The sequence below is a fragment of the Acinetobacter sp. 809848 genome, assembly GCF_000581275.1.
Taxonomy (GTDB): domain Bacteria; phylum Pseudomonadota; class Gammaproteobacteria; order Pseudomonadales; family Moraxellaceae; genus Acinetobacter; species Acinetobacter pittii.
The window spans coordinates 12,064-31,589 of the sequence record NZ_JEXG01000045.1 but is presented as its reverse complement, the minus strand read 5'-3'; the positions used below and the strand labels follow the sequence as shown (position 1 = coordinate 31,589).

At 39.0% G+C, this 19,526-nt stretch carries 18 protein-coding genes; 13 read left to right on the top strand and 5 right to left on the bottom strand.

Annotated elements, in window-relative coordinates:
- Position 1 precedes the first annotated feature (1 nt).
- The 3 genes from J536_RS21650 (at position 2) to J536_RS21640 (ending at position 2,310) form a co-directional block, all read left to right on the top strand.
- Positions 2 to 460, top strand: coding sequence for a hypothetical protein (locus J536_RS21650; protein ID WP_032063921.1), 459 nt, complete (start codon positions 2 to 4; stop codon positions 458 to 460).
- A 133-nt stretch (positions 461 to 593) separates the two neighbouring features.
- Positions 594 to 1,598, top strand: coding sequence for an LLM class flavin-dependent oxidoreductase (locus J536_RS21645; protein WP_032063191.1), 1,005 nt, complete (start codon positions 594 to 596; stop codon positions 1,596 to 1,598).
- Between the two features lie 148 nt (positions 1,599 to 1,746).
- Entirely contained in the window at positions 1,747 to 2,310 is a 564-nt protein-coding gene (locus tag J536_RS21640; RefSeq protein WP_032004706.1) for a hypothetical protein, read from the top strand.
- Between the two features lie 39 nt (positions 2,311 to 2,349).
- On the opposite strand, the gene pgaD is transcribed toward J536_RS21640, so the two are convergent.
- The 5 genes from pgaD to J536_RS21615 form a co-directional block, all read right to left on the bottom strand.
- Complete coding sequence (gene pgaD / locus J536_RS21635; RefSeq protein ID WP_017480835.1) at positions 2,350 to 2,808, bottom strand: poly-beta-1,6-N-acetyl-D-glucosamine biosynthesis protein PgaD; 459 nt, start codon at positions 2,806 to 2,808, stop codon at positions 2,350 to 2,352.
- Positions 2,805 to 4,052: a poly-beta-1,6-N-acetyl-D-glucosamine synthase gene (gene pgaC / locus J536_RS21630; protein WP_014207132.1), complete on the bottom strand. Its 1,248-nt coding sequence runs from the start codon at positions 4,050 to 4,052 to the stop codon at positions 2,805 to 2,807. Before pgaC ends, pgaD begins: the two co-directional genes overlap by 4 nt.
- Positions 4,052 to 5,878, bottom strand: coding sequence for a poly-beta-1,6-N-acetyl-D-glucosamine N-deacetylase PgaB (gene pgaB / locus J536_RS21625; RefSeq protein ID WP_032063192.1), 1,827 nt, complete (start codon positions 5,876 to 5,878; stop codon positions 4,052 to 4,054). Before pgaB ends, pgaC begins: the two co-directional genes overlap by 1 nt.
- The gene (pgaA, locus tag J536_RS21620; protein WP_032063193.1) at positions 5,878 to 8,319 is read right to left on the bottom strand and encodes a poly-beta-1,6 N-acetyl-D-glucosamine export porin PgaA; all 2,442 of its coding nucleotides are present in this window, start codon (positions 8,317 to 8,319) and stop codon (positions 5,878 to 5,880) included. The genes pgaB and pgaA overlap by 1 nt, the downstream gene beginning before the upstream one ends.
- A 387-nt stretch (positions 8,320 to 8,706) precedes the next feature.
- Positions 8,707 to 9,543: a pyruvate, water dikinase regulatory protein gene (locus J536_RS21615; RefSeq protein WP_002119749.1), complete on the bottom strand. Its 837-nt coding sequence runs from the start codon at positions 9,541 to 9,543 to the stop codon at positions 8,707 to 8,709.
- 147 nt (positions 9,544 to 9,690) lie between these two features.
- On the opposite strand from J536_RS21615, the gene ppsA reads away from it, so the two are divergent.
- From ppsA to rplI, 10 genes are all read left to right on the top strand, one after another.
- The gene (gene ppsA, locus J536_RS21610) at positions 9,691 to 12,078 is read left to right on the top strand and encodes a phosphoenolpyruvate synthase (RefSeq protein WP_005803576.1); all 2,388 of its coding nucleotides are present in this window, start codon (positions 9,691 to 9,693) and stop codon (positions 12,076 to 12,078) included.
- A gap of 64 nt (positions 12,079 to 12,142) precedes the next feature.
- Positions 12,143 to 12,898, top strand: a complete 756-nt coding sequence (locus J536_RS21605) for an RDD family protein (protein ID WP_002119677.1) — start codon at positions 12,143 to 12,145, stop codon at positions 12,896 to 12,898.
- Between the two features lie 316 nt (positions 12,899 to 13,214).
- Complete coding sequence (gene cyoA, locus J536_RS21600; RefSeq protein ID WP_002119579.1) at positions 13,215 to 14,267, top strand: ubiquinol oxidase subunit II; 1,053 nt, start codon at positions 13,215 to 13,217, stop codon at positions 14,265 to 14,267.
- Between the two features lie 3 nt (positions 14,268 to 14,270).
- On the top strand, positions 14,271 to 16,262 hold the full coding sequence (gene cyoB / locus J536_RS21595) for a cytochrome o ubiquinol oxidase subunit I (RefSeq protein ID WP_005068497.1): 1,992 nt from the start codon (positions 14,271 to 14,273) through the stop codon (positions 16,260 to 16,262).
- A 4-nt stretch (positions 16,263 to 16,266) separates the two neighbouring features.
- Positions 16,267 to 16,887: a cytochrome o ubiquinol oxidase subunit III gene (gene cyoC / locus J536_RS21590; protein WP_002119759.1), complete on the top strand. Its 621-nt coding sequence runs from the start codon at positions 16,267 to 16,269 to the stop codon at positions 16,885 to 16,887.
- Entirely contained in the window at positions 16,887 to 17,216 is a 330-nt protein-coding gene (locus J536_RS21585) for a cytochrome o ubiquinol oxidase subunit IV (RefSeq protein WP_000094534.1), read from the top strand. Before cyoC ends, J536_RS21585 begins: the two co-directional genes overlap by 1 nt.
- 10 nt (positions 17,217 to 17,226) lie before the next feature.
- Entirely contained in the window at positions 17,227 to 18,105 is an 879-nt protein-coding gene (gene cyoE / locus J536_RS21580) for a heme o synthase (protein ID WP_002119614.1), read from the top strand.
- Positions 18,106 to 18,285: 180 nt separating this feature from the next.
- Complete coding sequence (gene rpsF / locus J536_RS21575) at positions 18,286 to 18,669, top strand: 30S ribosomal protein S6 (RefSeq protein ID WP_002119610.1); 384 nt, start codon at positions 18,286 to 18,288, stop codon at positions 18,667 to 18,669.
- 11 nt (positions 18,670 to 18,680) lie between these two features.
- Positions 18,681 to 18,908 (top strand): 30S ribosomal protein S18, encoded by a 228-nt coding sequence (gene rpsR, locus J536_RS21570; protein ID WP_000090661.1) that lies wholly within the window; start codon positions 18,681 to 18,683, stop codon positions 18,906 to 18,908.
- Positions 18,909 to 18,916: 8 nt separating this feature from the next.
- Entirely contained in the window at positions 18,917 to 19,363 is a 447-nt protein-coding gene (rplI, locus tag J536_RS21565; protein WP_000382591.1) for a 50S ribosomal protein L9, read from the top strand.
- Positions 19,364 to 19,526 lie beyond the last annotated feature (163 nt).

Sequence of the window (19,526 nt, the reverse complement as noted above, 5' to 3'; positions counted from 1 at the left end):
AATGGTTACTGTGGCACATGCTGACAATACAACACATGTAGCAGCCGCTTCTGCTTTAGGTAGCGTAGCAGGTACTGCAATTGGTAAAAGTATTGGTGGTACCTCAGGTGCAACAATCGGTGCTGCTTTAGGTGGTGCTGGTGGTGCAGCAGCAGCAAGTGATCGTCGTAATCGTACAGAAGCTGCAATTGGTGGTGCTTTAGGTGGTGGTGCTGGTTATACAGTCGGCAAAAATATGGGCGGCACCAACGGTGGATACATCGGTGCAGCAGTAGGTGCAGCTGGTGGTTCTGCATTAGGTCGTAAAGTTGCTGAAGACCGTAACTACGATGACCGTTATGACCGTGATCGTTACGATCGTGATGACCGCAGATATTACGATGGTGACCGTCGTTATTATAAAGGTGGTAGCCGTCGCCATGACAATGGCTTACACCGTGGTTGGTATAAAAACCGCTAATTCACAGATGAATCAAAAGAGCACCTTCGGGTGCTTTTTTATTTATAGCTAAAAATTAATATCGAAAAAAAACGATATACATCACACCCCATATATCGTATTATTTCGATATATCCTTATTCGAGAATATCGCATGCGATCACTTCAAGATACCAAGTTCTCCATTTTGGAACTTGCTCCTATTCGTAATGATAAAACCATCGAATTCTCATTACGTCACGCATTAGAATTGGCACAACATGCAGAAAAACTAGGTTATGAACGTTTCTGGCTTGCTGAACATCACAACATGGATGGAATCGCAAGTTCAGCTACCGCTGTCTTACTCGGTTTTATTGCAGCACATACACAGCATATTCGCTTAGGTTCAGGCGGAATTATGCTTCCTAACCATGCTCCTTTAGTTGTCGCAGAACAATTCGGGACGCTTGCTACTTTATATCCAAATCGTATTGAACTTGGTTTAGGCCGTGCTCCCGGTACAGATCAACTCACCATGCGAGCTTTACGCCGTGGTCATCAAGAAACAGAAGATCAGTTTCCTAGAGATGTTGTCGAAATCTTAAAATATTTCGATGTACCTCAAGCAGGACAAAAAATTATTGCAACACCGGGGCAAAGCACACATGTTCCTGTTTGGTTACTTGGATCTAGTCTATTTAGTGCACAACTCGCGGCAAAACTTGGACTTCCCTACTCATTTGCATCACATTTTGCACCACGTATGTTAGGTCAAGCCATTCAACTTTATCGAGAGAACTTTGAACCTTCTGAGTATCTAGATAAGCCATATGTTTCAATGGGTGTACCTGTTGTTGTAGCAGATACAGATGAGGAAGCACAGTTTCTAGCAACAAGTGCTTACCAACGCGTATTAGGTTTAATTCGTGGAGAAAGTTTGAAGCTTAAACCTCCAGTTGAATCAATGCAGGGATTATGGAATACAGCAGAACAACTTTCTGTCGAAAACTTCTATGCAATGGCACAAATTGGTTCTGTAGATACGGTTCGCTCTGGTTTACAAAAGCTGTTAGCTACATACGATGTTGATGAATTTATTTTTACATGTGATGTATACGATACAGCTAAACGTTTAGAAAGCTTTACACAACTCATGAATGTAAAATCAGAACATTAAACTCCGCTTCGCATTCCCATACTTGAATTAATTTCGAGTATGGGATGACCATCTATCTGAAAAGACTTTACCCCAACTTCCTGCTTGGTTATTTATATTAAAACGATAAAAACATCATGATTTAAAAAACCAAAAGGACTTTTGGAAAATGAGTATTAATATTAAAAATAACACTTCAAAATCAGTGATTTTTCAGAATATCTCTCAAGATTTCGAAGATTTTACTGGTCAAGTGATTTCCTCAACATCAATTAAAGAGTTTGACTTTTCACATTCATCTGTCGCGATTATTGGTACAAATCAAGATAGCGTGACTCATCTTGAAAAAATCTGCCAGCAAGCAAAATTTGTGACTGTCTTCCAAATCACCCCTCATTTTATTTTGCCCCATAGTCAGATGGGTACACATAAGTTAATTACTCACCCACTTATTATCAAAAACCGCAGGTTATTTAACAATCGTGTTAAAAGCATTCTGGCATTACGTTTTCTAGAAACCCAAGTAAACGAACCATGGCTTAAGCGTCTTTTGACTCCCAATACTGCAACCACCAAAAAAGTATTTTTTAAATCCGACAGTTATTATGCAGCACTTCAGAAACCCAACTGTAAATTGCAAACATGGCCAATTGTTAAAATTACCAATAGATCTATTCACAGCATGGATGGTATAGAACAACCCGTTGATATTATTATCAGAGCAATACCATAAAAGTAAAAAAAAGCATGGTTTTAGGCCATGCTTTTTTATTTACTCATATTTTTGCAAATTACCATGATCATCGTAATGCAAAATGATGCGCTGTTTTTCTTGCAAATCATTTAGCATATCGGAAGTAACTGAAAATTGGGCCGCTAATAATTCTACAGAACTATTAGGTGCCTTAGCACGTCGGTCCTCACCACTAAACCTAATCCAGTTATAACTTGCCCATAAAATTAAAATAAGCGCGCTAATTCCGATCATTAATGCTAAATGTAATAAGGTCTTAACTTCTGATAAGTGGTCTATCCAGACGTAATCATAAATTAAGTGACCTTCAAAAACCCATAAAAACAGTGAAACCAGTGGGAAAAGCAGCCACATTAAACAAATCCAGCCAATGGTTTGTAATGTATAGTTTGCTGTTTTATTTTTGACATATTCCGGCTGATCAATATATTCAGGGATATCTAAAGTCTCTATATCCTTATTTTCCTCAAGTTTCATGGGTTATCTCCACGGAAGCCTCGGTCTGGACTTACCCAACGGGCACGTTTTTTTGTGTTAAATAAAGTTTTTGGTACCGCAACGACACTTGTGAACAAAGTCAGTAGCCAGAAAAATAACGGGTACCAAATCACCCAAAAGTAATTTCTAAAAAAACGCCCTCGGTCATAACGATGATCAATCCACAAACTCACTAAAAACTGGATCAAACATGTTCCGCCTAATATTACACCGTACCACTGTGGCATAAGCGTTTTGATCTGCCATTGCTGAGGCAGCTCAATAAACAATCCCACAAAAAATAGCGTGAAGATCATGATCATCACATAAGACCAGATAATACTGACTAGCGCCTCAATCATGACCGGCCACATTCTTCGAACACGCAGTTTGAACATTTGTGGAATATATTCTATAAGAACCTCTACCCCACCTTGCGCCCAGCGAAGACGCTGTTTCCATAGACCTTTAAATGTCTCAGGCATATAGATATAACAAAGTGCTTGTGGAATATACTGAATATCCCAATGGTCTAGCTGTAACTTCCATGAAATATCAATATCTTCGGTAATTTTATCGTCTGACCAAAACCCGACTCGAGCGAGTGCAGTTTTACGAAATGCTGCAATCACACCAGATACGGTAAAAATACGACCATATGTACGTTGTGCACGTTTAATCAAACCAATAATCGAAGAAAATTCACCAACTTGTAATTTTCCTAAAATACTAGATCGGTTTAAAATTCGTGGATTACCAGTTACAGCACCAATTCGCGGGAAGTTAATAAATGGTTGCATTAACCAAAGTACCGCATGCGGATGCAACAACGCATCTCCATCGATACAAACAAGATATTCGTATTTACTAACCAGTACTCCCGATCTTAAAGCTACAGCCTTACCCTGATTTTCTGCTAAGTGTACAACCCGAAGTCGTGAATCTTGCGCTGACAATTCATCTAGAATTTCGGCGGTCCTATCACTACTTCCGTCATTAACAGCAATGACTTCAAAATTAGGATATTTGGTTTGTAGCGCATAACGAATTGTTTGGCGTACTTGCGCTTCTTCATTAAAACACGGAATGATGATACTGCATCCTTCACCTGTAGGTTCAGGAAGCGCTTGTTCGCGGTATTCTCTTTTAAAGAAAAACCAAAGTCCCCCTACCATCCATGTCCAAGCCATCAGTAAGGGATATAAAAAGGCAAAAGCAAACAGAATATCGAGTAATACTCTCATTACTTTTTCCCCTCTACCAATCCAGCAAAAGGCTGATACATCACAGGGCTAGCATTCAGACTAAGCGGATTATATAAATACTGATGAACATCTTTTGATTTTTCAAAGTCATAGCCATCAATACCGAATTTCTGGATTCCTATTCGCTGAATAGAAAAGAGCCCTTGCTGAACCTCTTCCCAAGCATTTTTTTGCGAATTTTCTGGTAATACTAAAGTCAGCATTATTCTTTGCTTATTATTTTCATCAAGTGTATTTAAGAGCGTTAACAACTGATTAAATTGTTTTTTCTTGCCAATCACATCGAACTTCAAATTGACTAAATCATGTTGCAATAAAAGCGTTTTTATAAGCTCAGGTAGATTTTCGATATGATCTAAATCAGGTGTAAGCAATAAACTAAACTGTGCCTGATTACTCATATTTAAATAAGGTTTGACCGCTTTTTTAGTCAGTTGACTCAGTTGTTCGAGCTGTTTTGATTGTTCAATGCAACTGCTTTCTTGCACGGTTATTTTTTGCATTGCGCAATTTAAAGATGATCCTGCATTAAGCTGAACACCACTTAAATTACTGTTAAAACGCGCAATATCTTTAGCCAAATCTACAGTTAGAAATGGTTTATCTTTTTGCGGATAAGCAGGCAACTCTAATATTACAGATTGACCAGCACGAGTTTGAGCCTGCCATAAACTACGATTTAGAATATCTTGTTGAACAGATATTTTATTTGTAGGGAAATAAGCGACATCATATTGCCCATCTCCATCTTTGTCTTCTAAAGGCTTTAAGATTAAAGCGTTGTTTTTTAAGCTATACAGTTTTGATAATAACTGCCCAAGTTTTTCATCAGTTTGGGTATTGTGGGGCGCTGCCAAATGCTTTAAATCCATACTCACAAAATGACGCGATTGCTTAAATAAATCTGACTCTTCGAAATTCAGAATATTTAACATTCCTTCTGTCAGTTGTTCGGCTGTAGGGTTATCAATGACTAAACTACGCTTAAAAGTTGAGTCACTCACGCGATTCATACCATCACGTCCCAAACTGAATGAAAACTGGAAACCTGCCTGTTGTGCTAGCTTCTCTAACTGTTCATTCACGGCGCCATAAGGCCAAATAATTGCTTTAGGGTTAACCCCTACTTCTTTTTTCAAAACTGCATAAGATTTTTTTAAATCCTGCAAAATACGTTGTTGATATTCCGCATCGGTTTCATAACGTGATTGCGATTTTAAATAGGCATAAGAAGTTGCAGCAGGTTGCTCATTACCTTGAGGATTGGCTAATACACCATGATGCAAATCATCACTATGGCTTGCAAACTCGGCTAACCCCGATGCTTGCATTTCACGAACTTGAGCCCAGTTCACCAAGTTACCCTGCCCATAAGCTTCATAACCTGCCTTAGTATTGCCATTTAACCAACTGGTTGGAAGAGCAAAAACTGCTGGAATCTGATATTGCTTCAGCAAAGGAAATACTCGGCTATAACTACTTAAAGCACCATCATCAAAGGTCAGTAGAATAGAGTTATGAGGTAATTCTTTACCTTGCTTACGTGCCTCTTCAATGTCTTTTAGTCGAATCGGTTTCCAGTCCGACTGGCTAAGCCAATCGAGGAACTGTGCCAGATTATTGGTCTGAATCGCATAAACATCGCGGTCACCTTCCTTGAGTACGTCATCTCGCACGTCATGAAAAGTTAACGAAACCGTATGATTTTTTGGTAGTTCAGTTTCAATGCGGGCATGAGAAAATTGTACGGGTAATAATGTTGAGGCAAACACACAGCTCAACATTTTTGACATCATGTTATTCATTAAAAACGCCCTTCAAATCCGAAAATACCGTAGGTATGTTGTTCATCATGACCATCATATGGATGGTATTGCCAACCAATTCCATAATTAAGTTGCCAAGTCCGTGAGAGCTGCCATTGATGTTGATATTGCAAAGAGTATGTTGGTCGAGCTGAGTAATCTGCTTGTTTATATAGCCCTACTCCAGCTTCAAAATGTTGTTTAAATGAGCGTTCGTACTCTCGCCAAGTGACCCAGTCATGGCTTAAATTCAACTCGGCACTGTAATGATTGCTTGGGCTAAAGTAAGCAGTCTGATCTTGGCTATTGCTGCCATAAAATCCACGAACGGTTCCGTAAGTAATATGGTGAGGCGCATCAAATAATCGCTCACGCCAAAAAGTAGAAAATTCTTGTTGTTTATTACCGTCACTTATATCGGTTAAGCCATAGCTCGCTCCAATTTGGCGTGACTCATATTTTTGCCATGTCAAAGCAGCACGGTAAGCTTGCCCATCCTCACCAGCATCAATTGCTTGTAATGGAATATTAGCCTGACTGTCATATTGCAATTGATATTGCCAGTGGTCGTTTAACCATTGCGACCAATCAAGACGAACACCTGCTTGGCCACCATCTGTACTTTGCGACAAAATTGCCGACAATGCCTTACGGTTTGCTTGCCACTCAGCACCAACCCCATAACGTTGGTCATGCACATCACCAAAACGGTATTCACCGTAACGATCTTGATGCCAAGCAAATAGACGATAATTATCTTTAATCCAAGGGCTATTAACACGAGTTTCCATTTCTCGATCTTTTAAGCCATTTTGCCCACTCACAGAATCGCTATTTTCTGCTTTACTCTGCCCCCAAGTTGTAGAGTGCGAGATGGTTGCTCTATCACGATCATCCAACTCTTTTCGACTTTTAACTACACCGCTATCTTCAGGATAATATTGCAAAAGACTTTCTGTACTTTTGCGCCATTCAGGAATATGTCCTAAAGCCTGAGCATTTTGCATTTGATTAATACGCGTATCTTTAGCAACGGGTGTTAAACCATTTAAACGAGCAATTGTTTGCTTTGCCTGTAACGGTTTATCTCTCCAGCGCTCAACACGAGCAAGGTTATTAATTAAACCTTCATTAGCAGGTGCAAGATCTACTTGTTTTTGAAAGTGCTTTTCTGATTTATCCAAATGATTTGCATAAGCTAAATGCATGCCTTGTAAAGCAATATAATCATCACGATCAGGATGGCTTGATTTATCTACTCCCTTGGCTTGGCTATATTTATACGTAGGGATTAAACGATCAACCTCACTTAAAAGTTGTTCAGCTTGCTTATATTTTTCTTGTTCAATATAAGAATAATAAAGCCCCGTATATACCGTCATATCTGAGTAGTTTTTTTCGGTAAGTAAGGTTTTAAAAGCGAGTTCAGCCTGCTGCGGTTGTCTTTCAGCTAAATAACTATCAGCAATCGCATGACGAACATAAGCTGGTAGCTTTTCAAACGGTACATTTAATTTAGTAAATTCATCTAATACCGTACGGCTACGCCCACGAAAGTCCAAAGCATACAAATAGTCATAATGAAATCTTAAATAATTAGGGTCTGACGGTTGAATCAAAGGCTGTATTTGTTCACCTTGTTTCAACACAGCATCAAGCTCGGCAAAGCCTTCACTGTCCGACATGCCTTCACGATTCAAATATTTATAGCGGGTAATTGCGTTATTTACACGTTGAGAAAACTCGCTGACTTGTAACCAGTGTTGTAACGATTCTGTTTGCGCATTTTTATCACTGGCAGTCAGCAACTGCTGAGCTTTTTTATAAGCGCCTACAGCCGCCAAGTCGTAACTATATTCTTGCAAAACCGCAAAAGATTTTGGTTGTTGTTGATAAGCTTGCTCGATTGCAGATAAAGCATCTACAGGTGAATTAATGAGTCGATATGCATAAGCAATTTGAACAAATTGATCGGCTGTAAGATTTTTACTCTTAATACCAGATAAATGCACCTTAGCATTTACAGGATCTTTAGCCTCAGCATATAGAACCGCTAATAAAATCTGCCCATCAGATGTCTTTTGAATATTAAATTTATTCGACCACTCAATTGCATTTTTAAAGTGTTTAAAATCACGAAAATTACGTATTAATGGTAGTTGCCCATATTCTGGAAAAGTCACATAATTAACATTTGCTAAATACTGAGAAGAAAAAGTTAATAAATCTCTTTTTTCACTTGACATTACAACTAAATAATCAGCCAGTAATTTTTGGTCATGTGGATACTTATTTAGCAATTGTTCTAATTGCAATATTGCTTGTTGAGTTTGCCCAGTTTTGTAAGTGTGAATAGCTTGCTCTCGCAATTCATCTACTTGAGCAGCATATAAATTAAGAGGCAAGATATATACCAATGAAAAAACACATTTTTTTAGCATTTTGATAATCGGATAGTCCCATATCGAGGTGGGAAAGTATAATTAAAATTAAAAACCAATCACACAATACCAAAAAAGTGTGACCTATTTAACATTTTACAAATTGTGGATTTTTCATGAATGCTTTTAAAAAATATTTATAAAAAATAAAGAATTACTATTTTTCAGCACAATAAAAAACATACACTTCTTTTCAATAGTGTTATTTAAATTTACAAATGAGTTTCAAAATAACTACGGGCTTATAACCAATAAAAACTATTTAATAATATTTAGTTTTATATATAAAACTTTAATTTTTGTCTGTGATATATATTAAAAAACCATTCAACTTATCTATAAATTAATATACAAAAATTGAATGGTTAAAATAAACAATTGATTAAATTAACCAATACGACGTTTTAATCCCGTCATTTGTAAAATACGAGTTGAAATCTCTTCAATCGACATTTCGGTCACATTTAAATATTTAATGCCTTCTGAAATATAAATCCCTTCAATTGCTCTTAGCTCCATTTGGCATTGGCTAAAACTTGCATAACGGCTATTCGCTTTACGTTCACTACGAATTGCGACCAAACGCTCAGCATCAATCATCAAACCAAATAACTTGCTACGATGAGCTCTTAATACTGCTGGTAAACGGTTATCATCTAAATCTTCTTCAGTTAACGGGTAGTTTGCAACGCGAATACCGAATTGAAGAGATAAGTAAATGGAAGTCGGTGTTTTACCCGAACGGGAAACTCCAATTAAGATTAAATCCGCTTTATCATAATGACGAGTACGTGCCCCATCATCATTATCAAGCGCAAAATGAACAGCATCGATACGGGCTTTATAATATTCAGAATCGGTTACCGCATGAGTCTGCCCGACCAATGTTGTTGGTGGTGTTCCAAGTTCTTGTTCAAGTTTACTAATTAAACCTTCAAACACATCCAGATTAACCGCTTTAGCCGTATTAATAATCTCTCGCACATGCGGATCGACTAAAGTATCAAATACTAAAGGTAGACAACCGTCTTTGGTTTGGCATCGATTAATCTCAACCACCACATCCATTGCCGCCTCTTCAGTTGTAATATATGGCATGATGTGAATATCAAAATCTACATTGGGAAATTGTGCTAATAACGAATGTCCAAGAGTCTCGGCAGTAATTGCAGTTCCATCAGAAATAAAAAAAACACTCCGCTTAAATTGTTTACTTTCTGACATTAAAATTCTCCTTAAACATTTGTCTTAGTGCTATATAATCTTTATAGTAAACTGATCTTACATGACTGTCGCTTAGTATAATTCTCAACTAAGCACTTTATTTTTATAATTTCATGCCAAGATAGACATTAATACTGCAAAAGTGGAGTGAAAACTTTGGAAGCGCGCGTAATCGGTCTAGAAAAATTAGGGAAACACGATGTCGAACTCGTAGGTGGGAAAAACTCATCTTTGGGTGAAATGATCAGCCATTTATCAAATGCTGGTGTATCGGTACCTGGTGGCTTTGCAACTACTGCTGCTGCCTATCGTGAGTTCTTAGACCAAAGTGGTCTTAACGCTCGAATTCAAGCAGAACTTGCTCAACTCAACGTCGATGACGTAAATGCTCTTGCAGAAACAGGCGCTAAAATTCGTCAATGGATTGTAGAGACTCCACTCACTGCAACCTTAGAACAAGAAATTCGCGCCGCTTTTACAGCACTTTCTAACGGCAACCCTGATATCGCGGTTGCCGTTCGTTCATCTGCAACTGCTGAAGATTTACCAGATGCTTCTTTCGCGGGTCAACAAGAAACTTTCTTGAATATTCGCGGTATTGATAACGTACTTATTGCGATTAAAGAAGTATTTGCTTCTTTATATAATGACCGTGCAATTTCTTACCGTGTGCATCAAGGTTTTGATCATGACATCGTTGCACTTTCAGCGGGTGTTCAGCGTATGGTTCGTTCTGAAACTGGCGCTGCGGGTGTAATGTTTACACTTGATACAGAATCTGGTTTCCGTGATGTTGTATTTATCACTGCCTCTTACGGTTTAGGTGAAATGGTTGTACAAGGTGCCGTTAACCCAGATGAGTTTTACTTATCTAAACCATTATTAAATGCAGGAAGACATTCTGTTTTACGTCGTAACCTTGGCTCTAAACACCAAAAAATGATTTATGGTGAAGAAGGTTCCGCGGGTAAATCTGTTGTTGTTGTTGATGTTGAAAAACAAGATCGTCAACAATTCGCTTTAAATGACCATGAGTTACAAGAGCTTGCAAAACAAGCGCTTATCATTGAGCAGCATTACGGTGCGCCAATGGACATCGAATGGGCAAAAGACGGTGATGACGGTCAAATTTATATTGTTCAAGCCCGTCCTGAAACTGTAAAAAGCCGCCAAAATGTAGGCACTATGGAACGCTACCTTCTCAAACAAAGAGGTACTGTTCTTTGTGAAGGTCGTTCAATTGGTCAACGTATTGGTTCTGGTAAAGTCCGTATTGTTAACTCAATTAAAGAAATGGACAAAGTTCAAGAAGGCGACGTTCTTGTATCAGATATGACCGATCCTGACTGGGAACCGGTAATGAAACGTGCTGCTGCAATTATCACTAACCGTGGTGGTCGTACATGTCACGCAGCAATTATTGCACGTGAACTTGGTGTACCAGCGATTGTTGGTTGTGGGAACGCAACAGAAGTATTAACTGATGGCCAGGAAGTAACTGTTTCTTGTGCTGAAGGTGATACAGGTTTCATTTACGAAGGTGCTTTAGATTTTGAAGTTCAACGCAACTCAATCGAATCTATGCCTAAGCTTTCGTTCAAAATTATGATGAACGTAGGTAACCCTGACCGTGCATTTGACTTTGCTCAAATTCCAAATGAAGGTATTGGCCTTGCTCGTCTTGAGTTCATCATTAACCGTATGATCGGTGTGCACCCTAAAGCCCTACTCAACATTGATAGCCTACCTCGTGAAACTCGTGCTGCGGTTTTAACTCGTACAGCGGGTTATGCTTCACCTGTAGATTTCTATGTTGAAAAATTGGTTGAAGGTATTGCGACTCTTGCTGCTGCATTTGGTGACAAGCCAGTGATCGTTCGTATGTCTGACTTCAAGTCAAACGAATACGCAAACTTAATTGGTGGTAAGTTATACGAGCCTGAAGAAGAAAACCCAATGCTCGGTTTCCGTGGTGCAAGCCGTTATGTATCTGATAACTTCCGTGATTGTTTCGAATTAGAATGTCGCGCACTTAAGAAAGTTCGTGATGAAATGGGTCTAACCAATATTCAAATCATGATTCCTTTTGTACGCACAGTATCTGAAGCGAAACGTGTTATTGAATTACTTGCACAAAATGGCTTAAAACGTGGTGAGAACGGCTTAAAAGTAATCATGATGTGTGAATTACCAACTAATGCCTTGTTAGCTGAACAATTCTTAGAGCACTTCGATGGTTTCTCTATTGGTTCTAATGACTTAACTCAGTTAACGTTAGGCCTTGACCGTGACTCAGGTATTGTTTCACACTTATTTGATGAACGTGATGCAGCTGTTAAAGCTCTTCTTTCAATGGCAATCCATGCCTGCCGTAAAGCAGGTAAATATGTAGGTATCTGTGGTCAGGGTCCTTCAGACCATCCAGATCTTGCAAAATGGTTAATGGAACAAGGTATCGAATCTGTCTCTCTTAACCCAGACTCAGTTTTAGATACATGGTTCTTCCTTGCTGAAGAAAAAATCAAGCAAATCTAATATGTTATAAAAAAAGGCCCATCCGTGGGTCTTTTTTCATCTTTAGAATAGAGAATTTTTATTTATGCAAATTTACTTGGCACGTAATAATCAACAAGCTGGGCCTTATACTTTAGAACAAGTAAATCAAATGTTGGCTAGCCAACAAATTTTGTTAACTGATTTAGCTTGGCATGAAGGCATGACAGAATGGAAAGCTTTAGGAGAATTAACCCAAGGTAAACTTGTATATCAACCTATCGGTTATTCTGTACCTACAATAAACACGAATACATCAACTAATGAAACTATTCGTCAAATTCGTGTAGAACCTAAAGTTCATGAACTTGCGTCTATTCCGGCTCGGGCTTTAGCAAAAATTATTGATTTATTGCTTTGGTTACCAATCGCTGCAATTCCTTCTTTTTTCTTTAATGAAGCTCAATATAAGCAATTATTCGAGCTGCAAAAACAGATGCAATCTGCCGAAGTCGCATCGACTAAAGCTGCAGAATTGCAACAACAACTTTTTACTTTAATTCCAATAGAAGCTTGGCATTCAATGCTTCTTTACGTCGTAATTATGCTTGCAATTCAAGCCGTTCTTTTAACAAAGTTTGGTCAGAGTATAGGTAAGAAAATCGTTGGAATTAAAATTGTAGATGCTGAGGACAATAGCAAGGTTAATTTAACTCGCATCTTCTTATTAAGAAGTATTGTTTTTATCATATTAAACTTACTGTTTATGCCGATCAGTACAATTATTGACTATGCTTTTGCATTAGGACAAAAGCGACAAGCTTTACATGACAAAATTGCAAGAACAAAAGTGATCAAATGATAGTGAATGACTCATTCATTTAATGTCTAAAAAAAGAGGAGGCACCCTGCCTCCTTTTTTCTATAGTGAGTTGATATTTAAATAAAAGCTCTATTGAAATTAGATACCCTACAAAAAAAATCGGGTTTTAAAACAATTATTTCAGCCTACTTTATGTATAGCTTAGTTTGTCGATATGAGGCATAATGCCCTACAACGTAGCGGTGTCATATAATTGAGAAGTCTAAATTTAAGGATTAGCGTTCTCAATCATGCGACACTTTAATCGCTATCCCATATTTAATTAGGGAATGGGACTCTTCACCGAGGTTGTAAAATGAGACAAACGATTTTAGCTGTATTGTCTTTATCAACGCTTGCCGCACTTTTGACTGGGTGTGGTGGTGATATGGTACTTCTAAACTCTAAAGGTCCAGTTGGTCAAGGTCAAAGTGACCTTATGATGACTGCGATCTATTTAATGTTACTTGTGGTGATTCCTTCAATCATCATGGCATTATGGTTTGGTTGGAAATATCGCGCGTCAAATAAAGATGCAGACTATAAACCTACATGGGCACACTCAACTGCAATTGAAGTTGTAGTATGGGGTATCCCTGTCATTATTATTGGTATTTTAGCTTGGTTAACTTGGTGGGGTTCCCACAAGTATGACCCATACCGTCCTTTAGAATCAGATAAAGCACCTTTAACTATTCAAGTTATTGCTGAACAGTTTAAGTGGATCTTTATTTATCCTGAACAAAACATTGCAACAGTTAACGAAGTACGTTTCCCTGAAAAAACTCCGTTAAGCTTTAAAATCACTTCTAACTTTACAATGAACTCATTCTTCATTCCACAGTTAGGCGGCCAGATTTATGCAATGGCAGGTATGCAAACTCACCTTCATTTGTTAGCAAATGAAACTGGTGTATATCGTGGTTTCTCTTCTAACTACTCAGGTTACGGTTTCTCTCAAATGCGTTTCAAGGCGCATAGTGTTACAGAGCAACAATTCAACGAATGGGTAGCAGCGGTTAAAGCAGGTAATGGTTCAACCATTAACCCAGAAGCAGTTCAAAAAACTACGCTTGACCAAGCTGAATTGGCAACCTTACGTGATGGTAACCGTTCTAAGCATCAGATCGAGCATTTAGTAAATCGTGCTAAAGCTGCTGGTGATGAAAAAGCAGTTGCTGAAGCTGAAGCTATGAAACCGTTCCCGACTAAGCCACACCCTGTGACTTATTACTCTACTGTTGAGCCTAAATTGTTTGAAACAATTATCAACCACTATATGAGTAACTATCATGGTGTTGACCACTCTGCTGAACACGCAACAGCTGACACTCATGCTGCAGCTGAACACGCTGCTCAAGGGGAATAAGACATGGATATGATTTTTGGTAAACTGGGTTGGGACTCTATCCCGACAGAGCCAATCGTACTTGTCACCATGGTCCTTATGGCAATTGGTGCAATTGCAGTGCTTGGCGGTATCACCTATTTCAAAAAATGGGGATATTTGTGGAATGAGTGGTTTATTACGGTAGACCATAAAAAGATTGGTATCATGTATATCATCGTATCTGTTGTCATGCTTCTGCGTGGTTTCGCCGATGCGATCATGATGCGTTTACAACTTTTCCTCGCTAAAGGCGGCGGCGAAGGTTATCTACATCCTGACCACTATGACCAGATCTTCACCGCACACGGTGTAATCATGATCTTCTTCGTAGCAATGGGTCTCGTTGTAGGTATGATGAACATCTCTGTACCTTTACAGATTGGTGCTCGCGACGTTGCTTTCCCATTATTGAACTCTTTAAGCTTCTGGTTATTCGCTGGTGCTGCTGGTTTGATGATGCTTTCACTTGTGTTAGGTGAATTTGCTGCGACTGGTTGGATGGCTTACCCTCCTCTATCTGGCATTCAATATTCTCCTGGTGTAGGTGTCGACTACTATATCTGGGCACTTCAGGTTTCTGGTCTAGGTACGCTTTTATCTGGTGTTAACTTCTTCGTTACCATCATCAAAATGCGTGCACCGGGCATGAAATTAATGGACATGCCTATTTTCACGTGGACTTCACTTTGTACGGCTGTATTAATCATTGCATCATTCCCTGTATTAACAGGTACACTTGCAATGCTTACTCTAGACCGTTACTTCGGCTTCCATTTCTTCACAAATGAGCTTGGCGGTAGCCCAATGCTTTATGTGAACTTGATCTGGACATGGGGTCACCCTGAAGTATATATCTTGGTATTACCAGCATTTGGTCTATACTCAGAAATCGTTGCAACCTTCTCTCGTAAAGCGTTGTTCGGTTACAAGTCTATGGTGTATGCAACTATCGCGATTACTGTTCTTGCGTTTGTTGTATGGCTTCACCACTTCTTCACCATGGGTGCTGGTGCGAACGTTAACGCGTTCTTCGGTATCATGACCATGGTTATTGCGATTCCTACTGGTGTTAAAATCTTCTCTTGGTTATTCACCATGTATAAAGGTCGCATCACCTTTACTACTCCAATGTTATGGACGCTTGGCTTCCTTGTAACATTCGGTATCGGTGGTTTAACTGGTGTACTTATGGCTGTTCCACCTGCGGACTTCTTGGTACACAACTCATTATTCTTGATCGCTCACTTCCATAACGTAATTATCGGTGGTGTGGTGTTTGGTATGTTTGCCGGCATCATTTACTACTGGCCAAAAATGTTTGGTTGGAAGCTCAACGAAGCATGGGGTAAAGCTGCGTTCTGGTTCTGGTTCTTTGGTTTCTATTTTGCATTCATGCCACTTTATATCCTTGGTTTCATGGGTATGACTCGTCGTTTGAATACATATGACAACCCTGAATGGGATCCGTACCTTGCGATTGCATTATTTGGTGCTGTTCTTGTTGCGATTGGTATTGCATGTTTCTTAATGCAAATCATCGTTGGTTTCTTACAACGCAAAGACAACATGGACCTTACTGGCGATCCATGGGATGCTCGTACGCTTGAATGGGCGACCTCTTCCCCTGCTCCATTCTACAACTTTGCACATGAACCAGATGCAAGCGGTATCGACCGTTTCTGGACTGACAAAGAAAATGGTGTAGCATACGCACGTAACACTAAATATGAAGACATCCACATGCCGACTGATCGTGCTGCTGGTTTTGTCATTGCAATGTTCATTACTCTTCTTGGCTTTGCACTCATCTGGCATATTTGGTGGCTCGTTGTTGTTTCATTCGTTGCAGCTGTTGTTAGCTTGATCGTAAGCTCATTCACTAAGAATGTTGACTACTACGTTCCTGCTGCTGAAGTTGAGCGTATTGAAAACGAACGCTATGCTTTACTTGAAAAACACTTGAAGAAGGACTAAGGAAATGGCTGAAGTACTTCATCACGACAACCACGGCCATGACGGTCATCATGAACATGATGATACCGACTTAACGGTTTTTGGTTTCTGGACATACTTGATGAGTGACTTGATTCTTTTCGGATCACTCTTCATTGCGTTCGCTGTATTAAGCAGTCATGTTCCAGCAGGCACTCCAAGCGCATATGACCTATTCCATGACTCATTAGGCTTCGTGTTAACTGAAACATTTGCCTTATTGATTTCATCGGTAACCTTTGGTTTTGCTGTACTTGCATCTTATAAAAAGAATGTAAATCAAGTTATCACTTGGTTATTTATTACATTCCTTTTTGGTGCATCGTTCATTGGAATGGAAGTCTATGAATTCCATCACCTTGTACATGAAGGCCATGGTCCAACTCACAGTGCATTCTTATCATCGTTCTTTACTTTGGTTGGTACACACGGTATCCACGTAACTTCTGGTTTAGTGTGGATGCTAGTATTAATGTATCAAATCAAAACTAAAGGTTTGACTTTACCGAATACACGTCGTCTTGCTTGCTTAAGCTTGTTCTGGCACTTCCTTGACATCGTTTGGATCTGTGTATTCAGCGTCGTTTACTTACTGGGAGTTCTCTAATGAGTAGTCATGAGCATAATGCTGCTGGTGCGTCACACGGTAACTTTAAGCAATACACTGTTGGATTTATCCTTTCTGTTATCCTCACCATCATCCCTTTCGGGATGGTGATGGCGGGTGGTTTCAGTCGTGGTCTTTTAGTTACAGTGATTGCAATCACTGCGGTTGCTCAGGTTCTTGTACAACTTGTGTACTTCCTACACATGAATACATCATCTGAACAACGTTGGAATATGATTGCATTCATCTACACAATCCTATGTATCGCCGTACTTTTAATCGGTTCTGTGTGGATTATGAATTACCTTCACTACAATATGATGATCTAAACTGATTGTCATGTTGAGAAAATATCTATTCCTGACTAAACCAGGAATTCTCTTCGGTAATTTCATTACCACCTTGGGCGGCTTTTTCTTAGCCGCCCAAGGCTCTATAGACATCTTATTATTACTTCTCACCCTACTTGGAACAACTTTAGTTGTAGCTTCTGGTTGTGTGGTTAATAATGTTATAGATCAAGATATTGATACAAAGATGCAGCGCACACAAAACCGCGCACTAGTTAAAAAAACAATCTCTCCTACTGTTGCGCTGATATATGCATTAGTGCTTGGAGTAATTGGTTTTAGCATTTTGTGGTTCGGTGTAAATGGTTATGCATTTTTGTTTGCAATGATTGGTTTTATTGTCTATGTCGGTTTTTATAGTTTGTGGACCAAACGCACCTCAATCCATCAAACCGTCATTGGTAGTATCTCCGGAGCGAGCCCTCCTGTTATTGGTTATACAGCAGTAACTCATCAATTTGATGTGGCAGCCTTGCTTTTGTTTTTAGCATACGCTTTATGGCAAATGCCTCACTCTTGGGCAATTGCAATTTATCGTTTTGATGATTACAAAAATGCGGGAATTCCAATTTTGCCTGTAGCACGTTCTATTTATCGTACGAAAATTGAATGTGTAATATATATCCTATTATTTGCAGCTGTTTTGAATGGGTTATATTGTTTTGGCTATACCAATGTATTCTTTTTAATTACCTTTAATGCTTTGACTGCATATTGGTTATATTTATCAGTTATTGGATTTAAAGCCGAAAATGATCAATTGTGGGCTAAACGTTTTTTCCTGTACTCGGTCATATTAATTACCCTGTTAAGTTTGAGCTTTAGCTTTACCTATCAATCCCCTGCTCCAAATCTTCCTCTCTTTTAAACAAGAGAGGATTCCTCTTTATAGTAAAGAAGTTTTACTTTTCTGATCAAAAGATTTGTTTTTAGTCGAACTTTTACCTATAATTCAGCCTTCGCAAATTTTGCGACATAACTTATTAAGTTATGACTCCTTGCTTCTAATTTTTTTATTAGGGGCTGTTTAAACCGTAAGGAGCTGACAATGCGTCATTACGAAATCGTACTTTTGGTACACCCAGACCAAAGCGATCAAGTTGTAGGTATGGTTGAACGCTATATCTCTCAGATCAAAGAAGCTGAAGGTCAAATTCACCGTTTAGAAGATTGGGGCCGTCGTCAATTGGCTTACCCAATTAACAAAATTCACAAAGCGCACTACATTCTTATGAATGTTGAATGTGGTCAAACTACGCTTGATGAGTTAGAAGAATTATTCCGTTATAACGACGCGATCATTCGTAACCTTATCATCCGTCGTGAACACGCAATCACTGAAGAGTCATTGCTTGCTAAGAGTGCTGAAGAAAAGCGTGCGCGTAAAGCTCAACGCGAAGAAGCACAGCAAGTTGCTCAAGAAGCTGAATAAGGAGAACATCAATGGCACGTTTTTACCGTCGTCGCAAGTTCTGCCGCTTTACAGCTGAGAATGTTGCGTACATCGACTACAAAGATATCGACACTTTAAAACAGTACATCACTGAAAACGGCAAGATTGTTCCTAGCCGTATCACTGGTACTAAAGCTCGTTATCAACGTCAATTAGCACTTGCTATCAAACAAGCTCGCTATTTGTCTTTGATTCCGTACACTGACAACCATAAGTGAGGTGATCTGTGGACGTTATCTTATTACAACGCATTAAGAACCTTGGTAAATTAGGCGATAAAGTATCAGTTAAAGCTGGTTACGGCCGTAACTTCCTTATCCCTCAAGGTAAAGCAGTTGCAGCTACTGAAGCTAACACTGCTGCTTTTGAAGCTCGTCGTGCTGAACTTGAGAAGCAAGAAGCTGAAGTTTTAGCTGCTGCTCAAGCACGTGCTGAACAATTGAATGAAGTTAACATCGTTATCACTGCTAAAGCTGGTGACGAAGGTAAACTCTTCGGTTCTATCGGTACTCGTGACATCGCTGACGCATTAACGAATGCTGGTCTTACAGTTGACCGTGCAGAAGTTCGTTTACCAAATGGCGCGCTTCGTCACACTGGTGAATTCAACATCGCAATCCAATTGCACCATGATGTTGTTGCAGAAGTTCTCGTTACTATCGTATCTGAGTAATTTCTCATCAAAAAAAGAGCATGCTTTTGCATGCTCTTTTTTTATGTTTCAAATTTTAAAATAAGATATATTAATTCCTGATCAGTTCTTCAGTTTAATTGGTTTTTTAATTAGGTAGTTTATTTAATTTTGTTTTAAGATAGTTCTCGGCTTTACAGCCTCT

Excerpts from the sequence above, each read along its gene's own strand:
- J536_RS21650 (WP_032063921.1), top strand. The coding sequence starts at position 2 with ATGGTTACTGTGGCACATGCTGACAATACAACACATGTAGCAGCCGCT.
- J536_RS21645 (WP_032063191.1), top strand. The coding sequence starts at position 594 with ATGCGATCACTTCAAGATACCAAGTTCTCCATTTTGGAACTTGCTCCT.
- J536_RS21640 (WP_032004706.1), top strand. The coding sequence starts at position 1,747 with ATGAGTATTAATATTAAAAATAACACTTCAAAATCAGTGATTTTTCAG.
- pgaD (WP_017480835.1), bottom strand. The coding sequence starts at position 2,808 with ATGAAACTTGAGGAAAATAAGGATATAGAGACTTTAGATATCCCTGAA.
- pgaC (WP_014207132.1), bottom strand. The coding sequence starts at position 4,052 with ATGAGAGTATTACTCGATATTCTGTTTGCTTTTGCCTTTTTATATCCC.
- pgaB (WP_032063192.1), bottom strand. The coding sequence starts at position 5,878 with ATGAATAACATGATGTCAAAAATGTTGAGCTGTGTGTTTGCCTCAACA.
- pgaA (WP_032063193.1), bottom strand. The coding sequence starts at position 8,319 with ATGCTAAAAAAATGTGTTTTTTCATTGGTATATATCTTGCCTCTTAAT.
- J536_RS21615 (WP_002119749.1), bottom strand. The coding sequence starts at position 9,543 with ATGTCAGAAAGTAAACAATTTAAGCGGAGTGTTTTTTTTATTTCTGAT.
- J536_RS21605 (WP_002119677.1), top strand. The coding sequence starts at position 12,143 with ATGCAAATTTACTTGGCACGTAATAATCAACAAGCTGGGCCTTATACT.
- cyoA (WP_002119579.1), top strand. The coding sequence starts at position 13,215 with ATGAGACAAACGATTTTAGCTGTATTGTCTTTATCAACGCTTGCCGCA.
- cyoB (WP_005068497.1), top strand. The coding sequence starts at position 14,271 with ATGGATATGATTTTTGGTAAACTGGGTTGGGACTCTATCCCGACAGAG.
- cyoC (WP_002119759.1), top strand. The coding sequence starts at position 16,267 with ATGGCTGAAGTACTTCATCACGACAACCACGGCCATGACGGTCATCAT.
- J536_RS21585 (WP_000094534.1), top strand. The coding sequence starts at position 16,887 with ATGAGTAGTCATGAGCATAATGCTGCTGGTGCGTCACACGGTAACTTT.
- cyoE (WP_002119614.1), top strand. The coding sequence starts at position 17,227 with ATGTTGAGAAAATATCTATTCCTGACTAAACCAGGAATTCTCTTCGGT.
- rpsF (WP_002119610.1), top strand. The coding sequence starts at position 18,286 with ATGCGTCATTACGAAATCGTACTTTTGGTACACCCAGACCAAAGCGAT.
- rpsR (WP_000090661.1), top strand. The coding sequence starts at position 18,681 with ATGGCACGTTTTTACCGTCGTCGCAAGTTCTGCCGCTTTACAGCTGAG.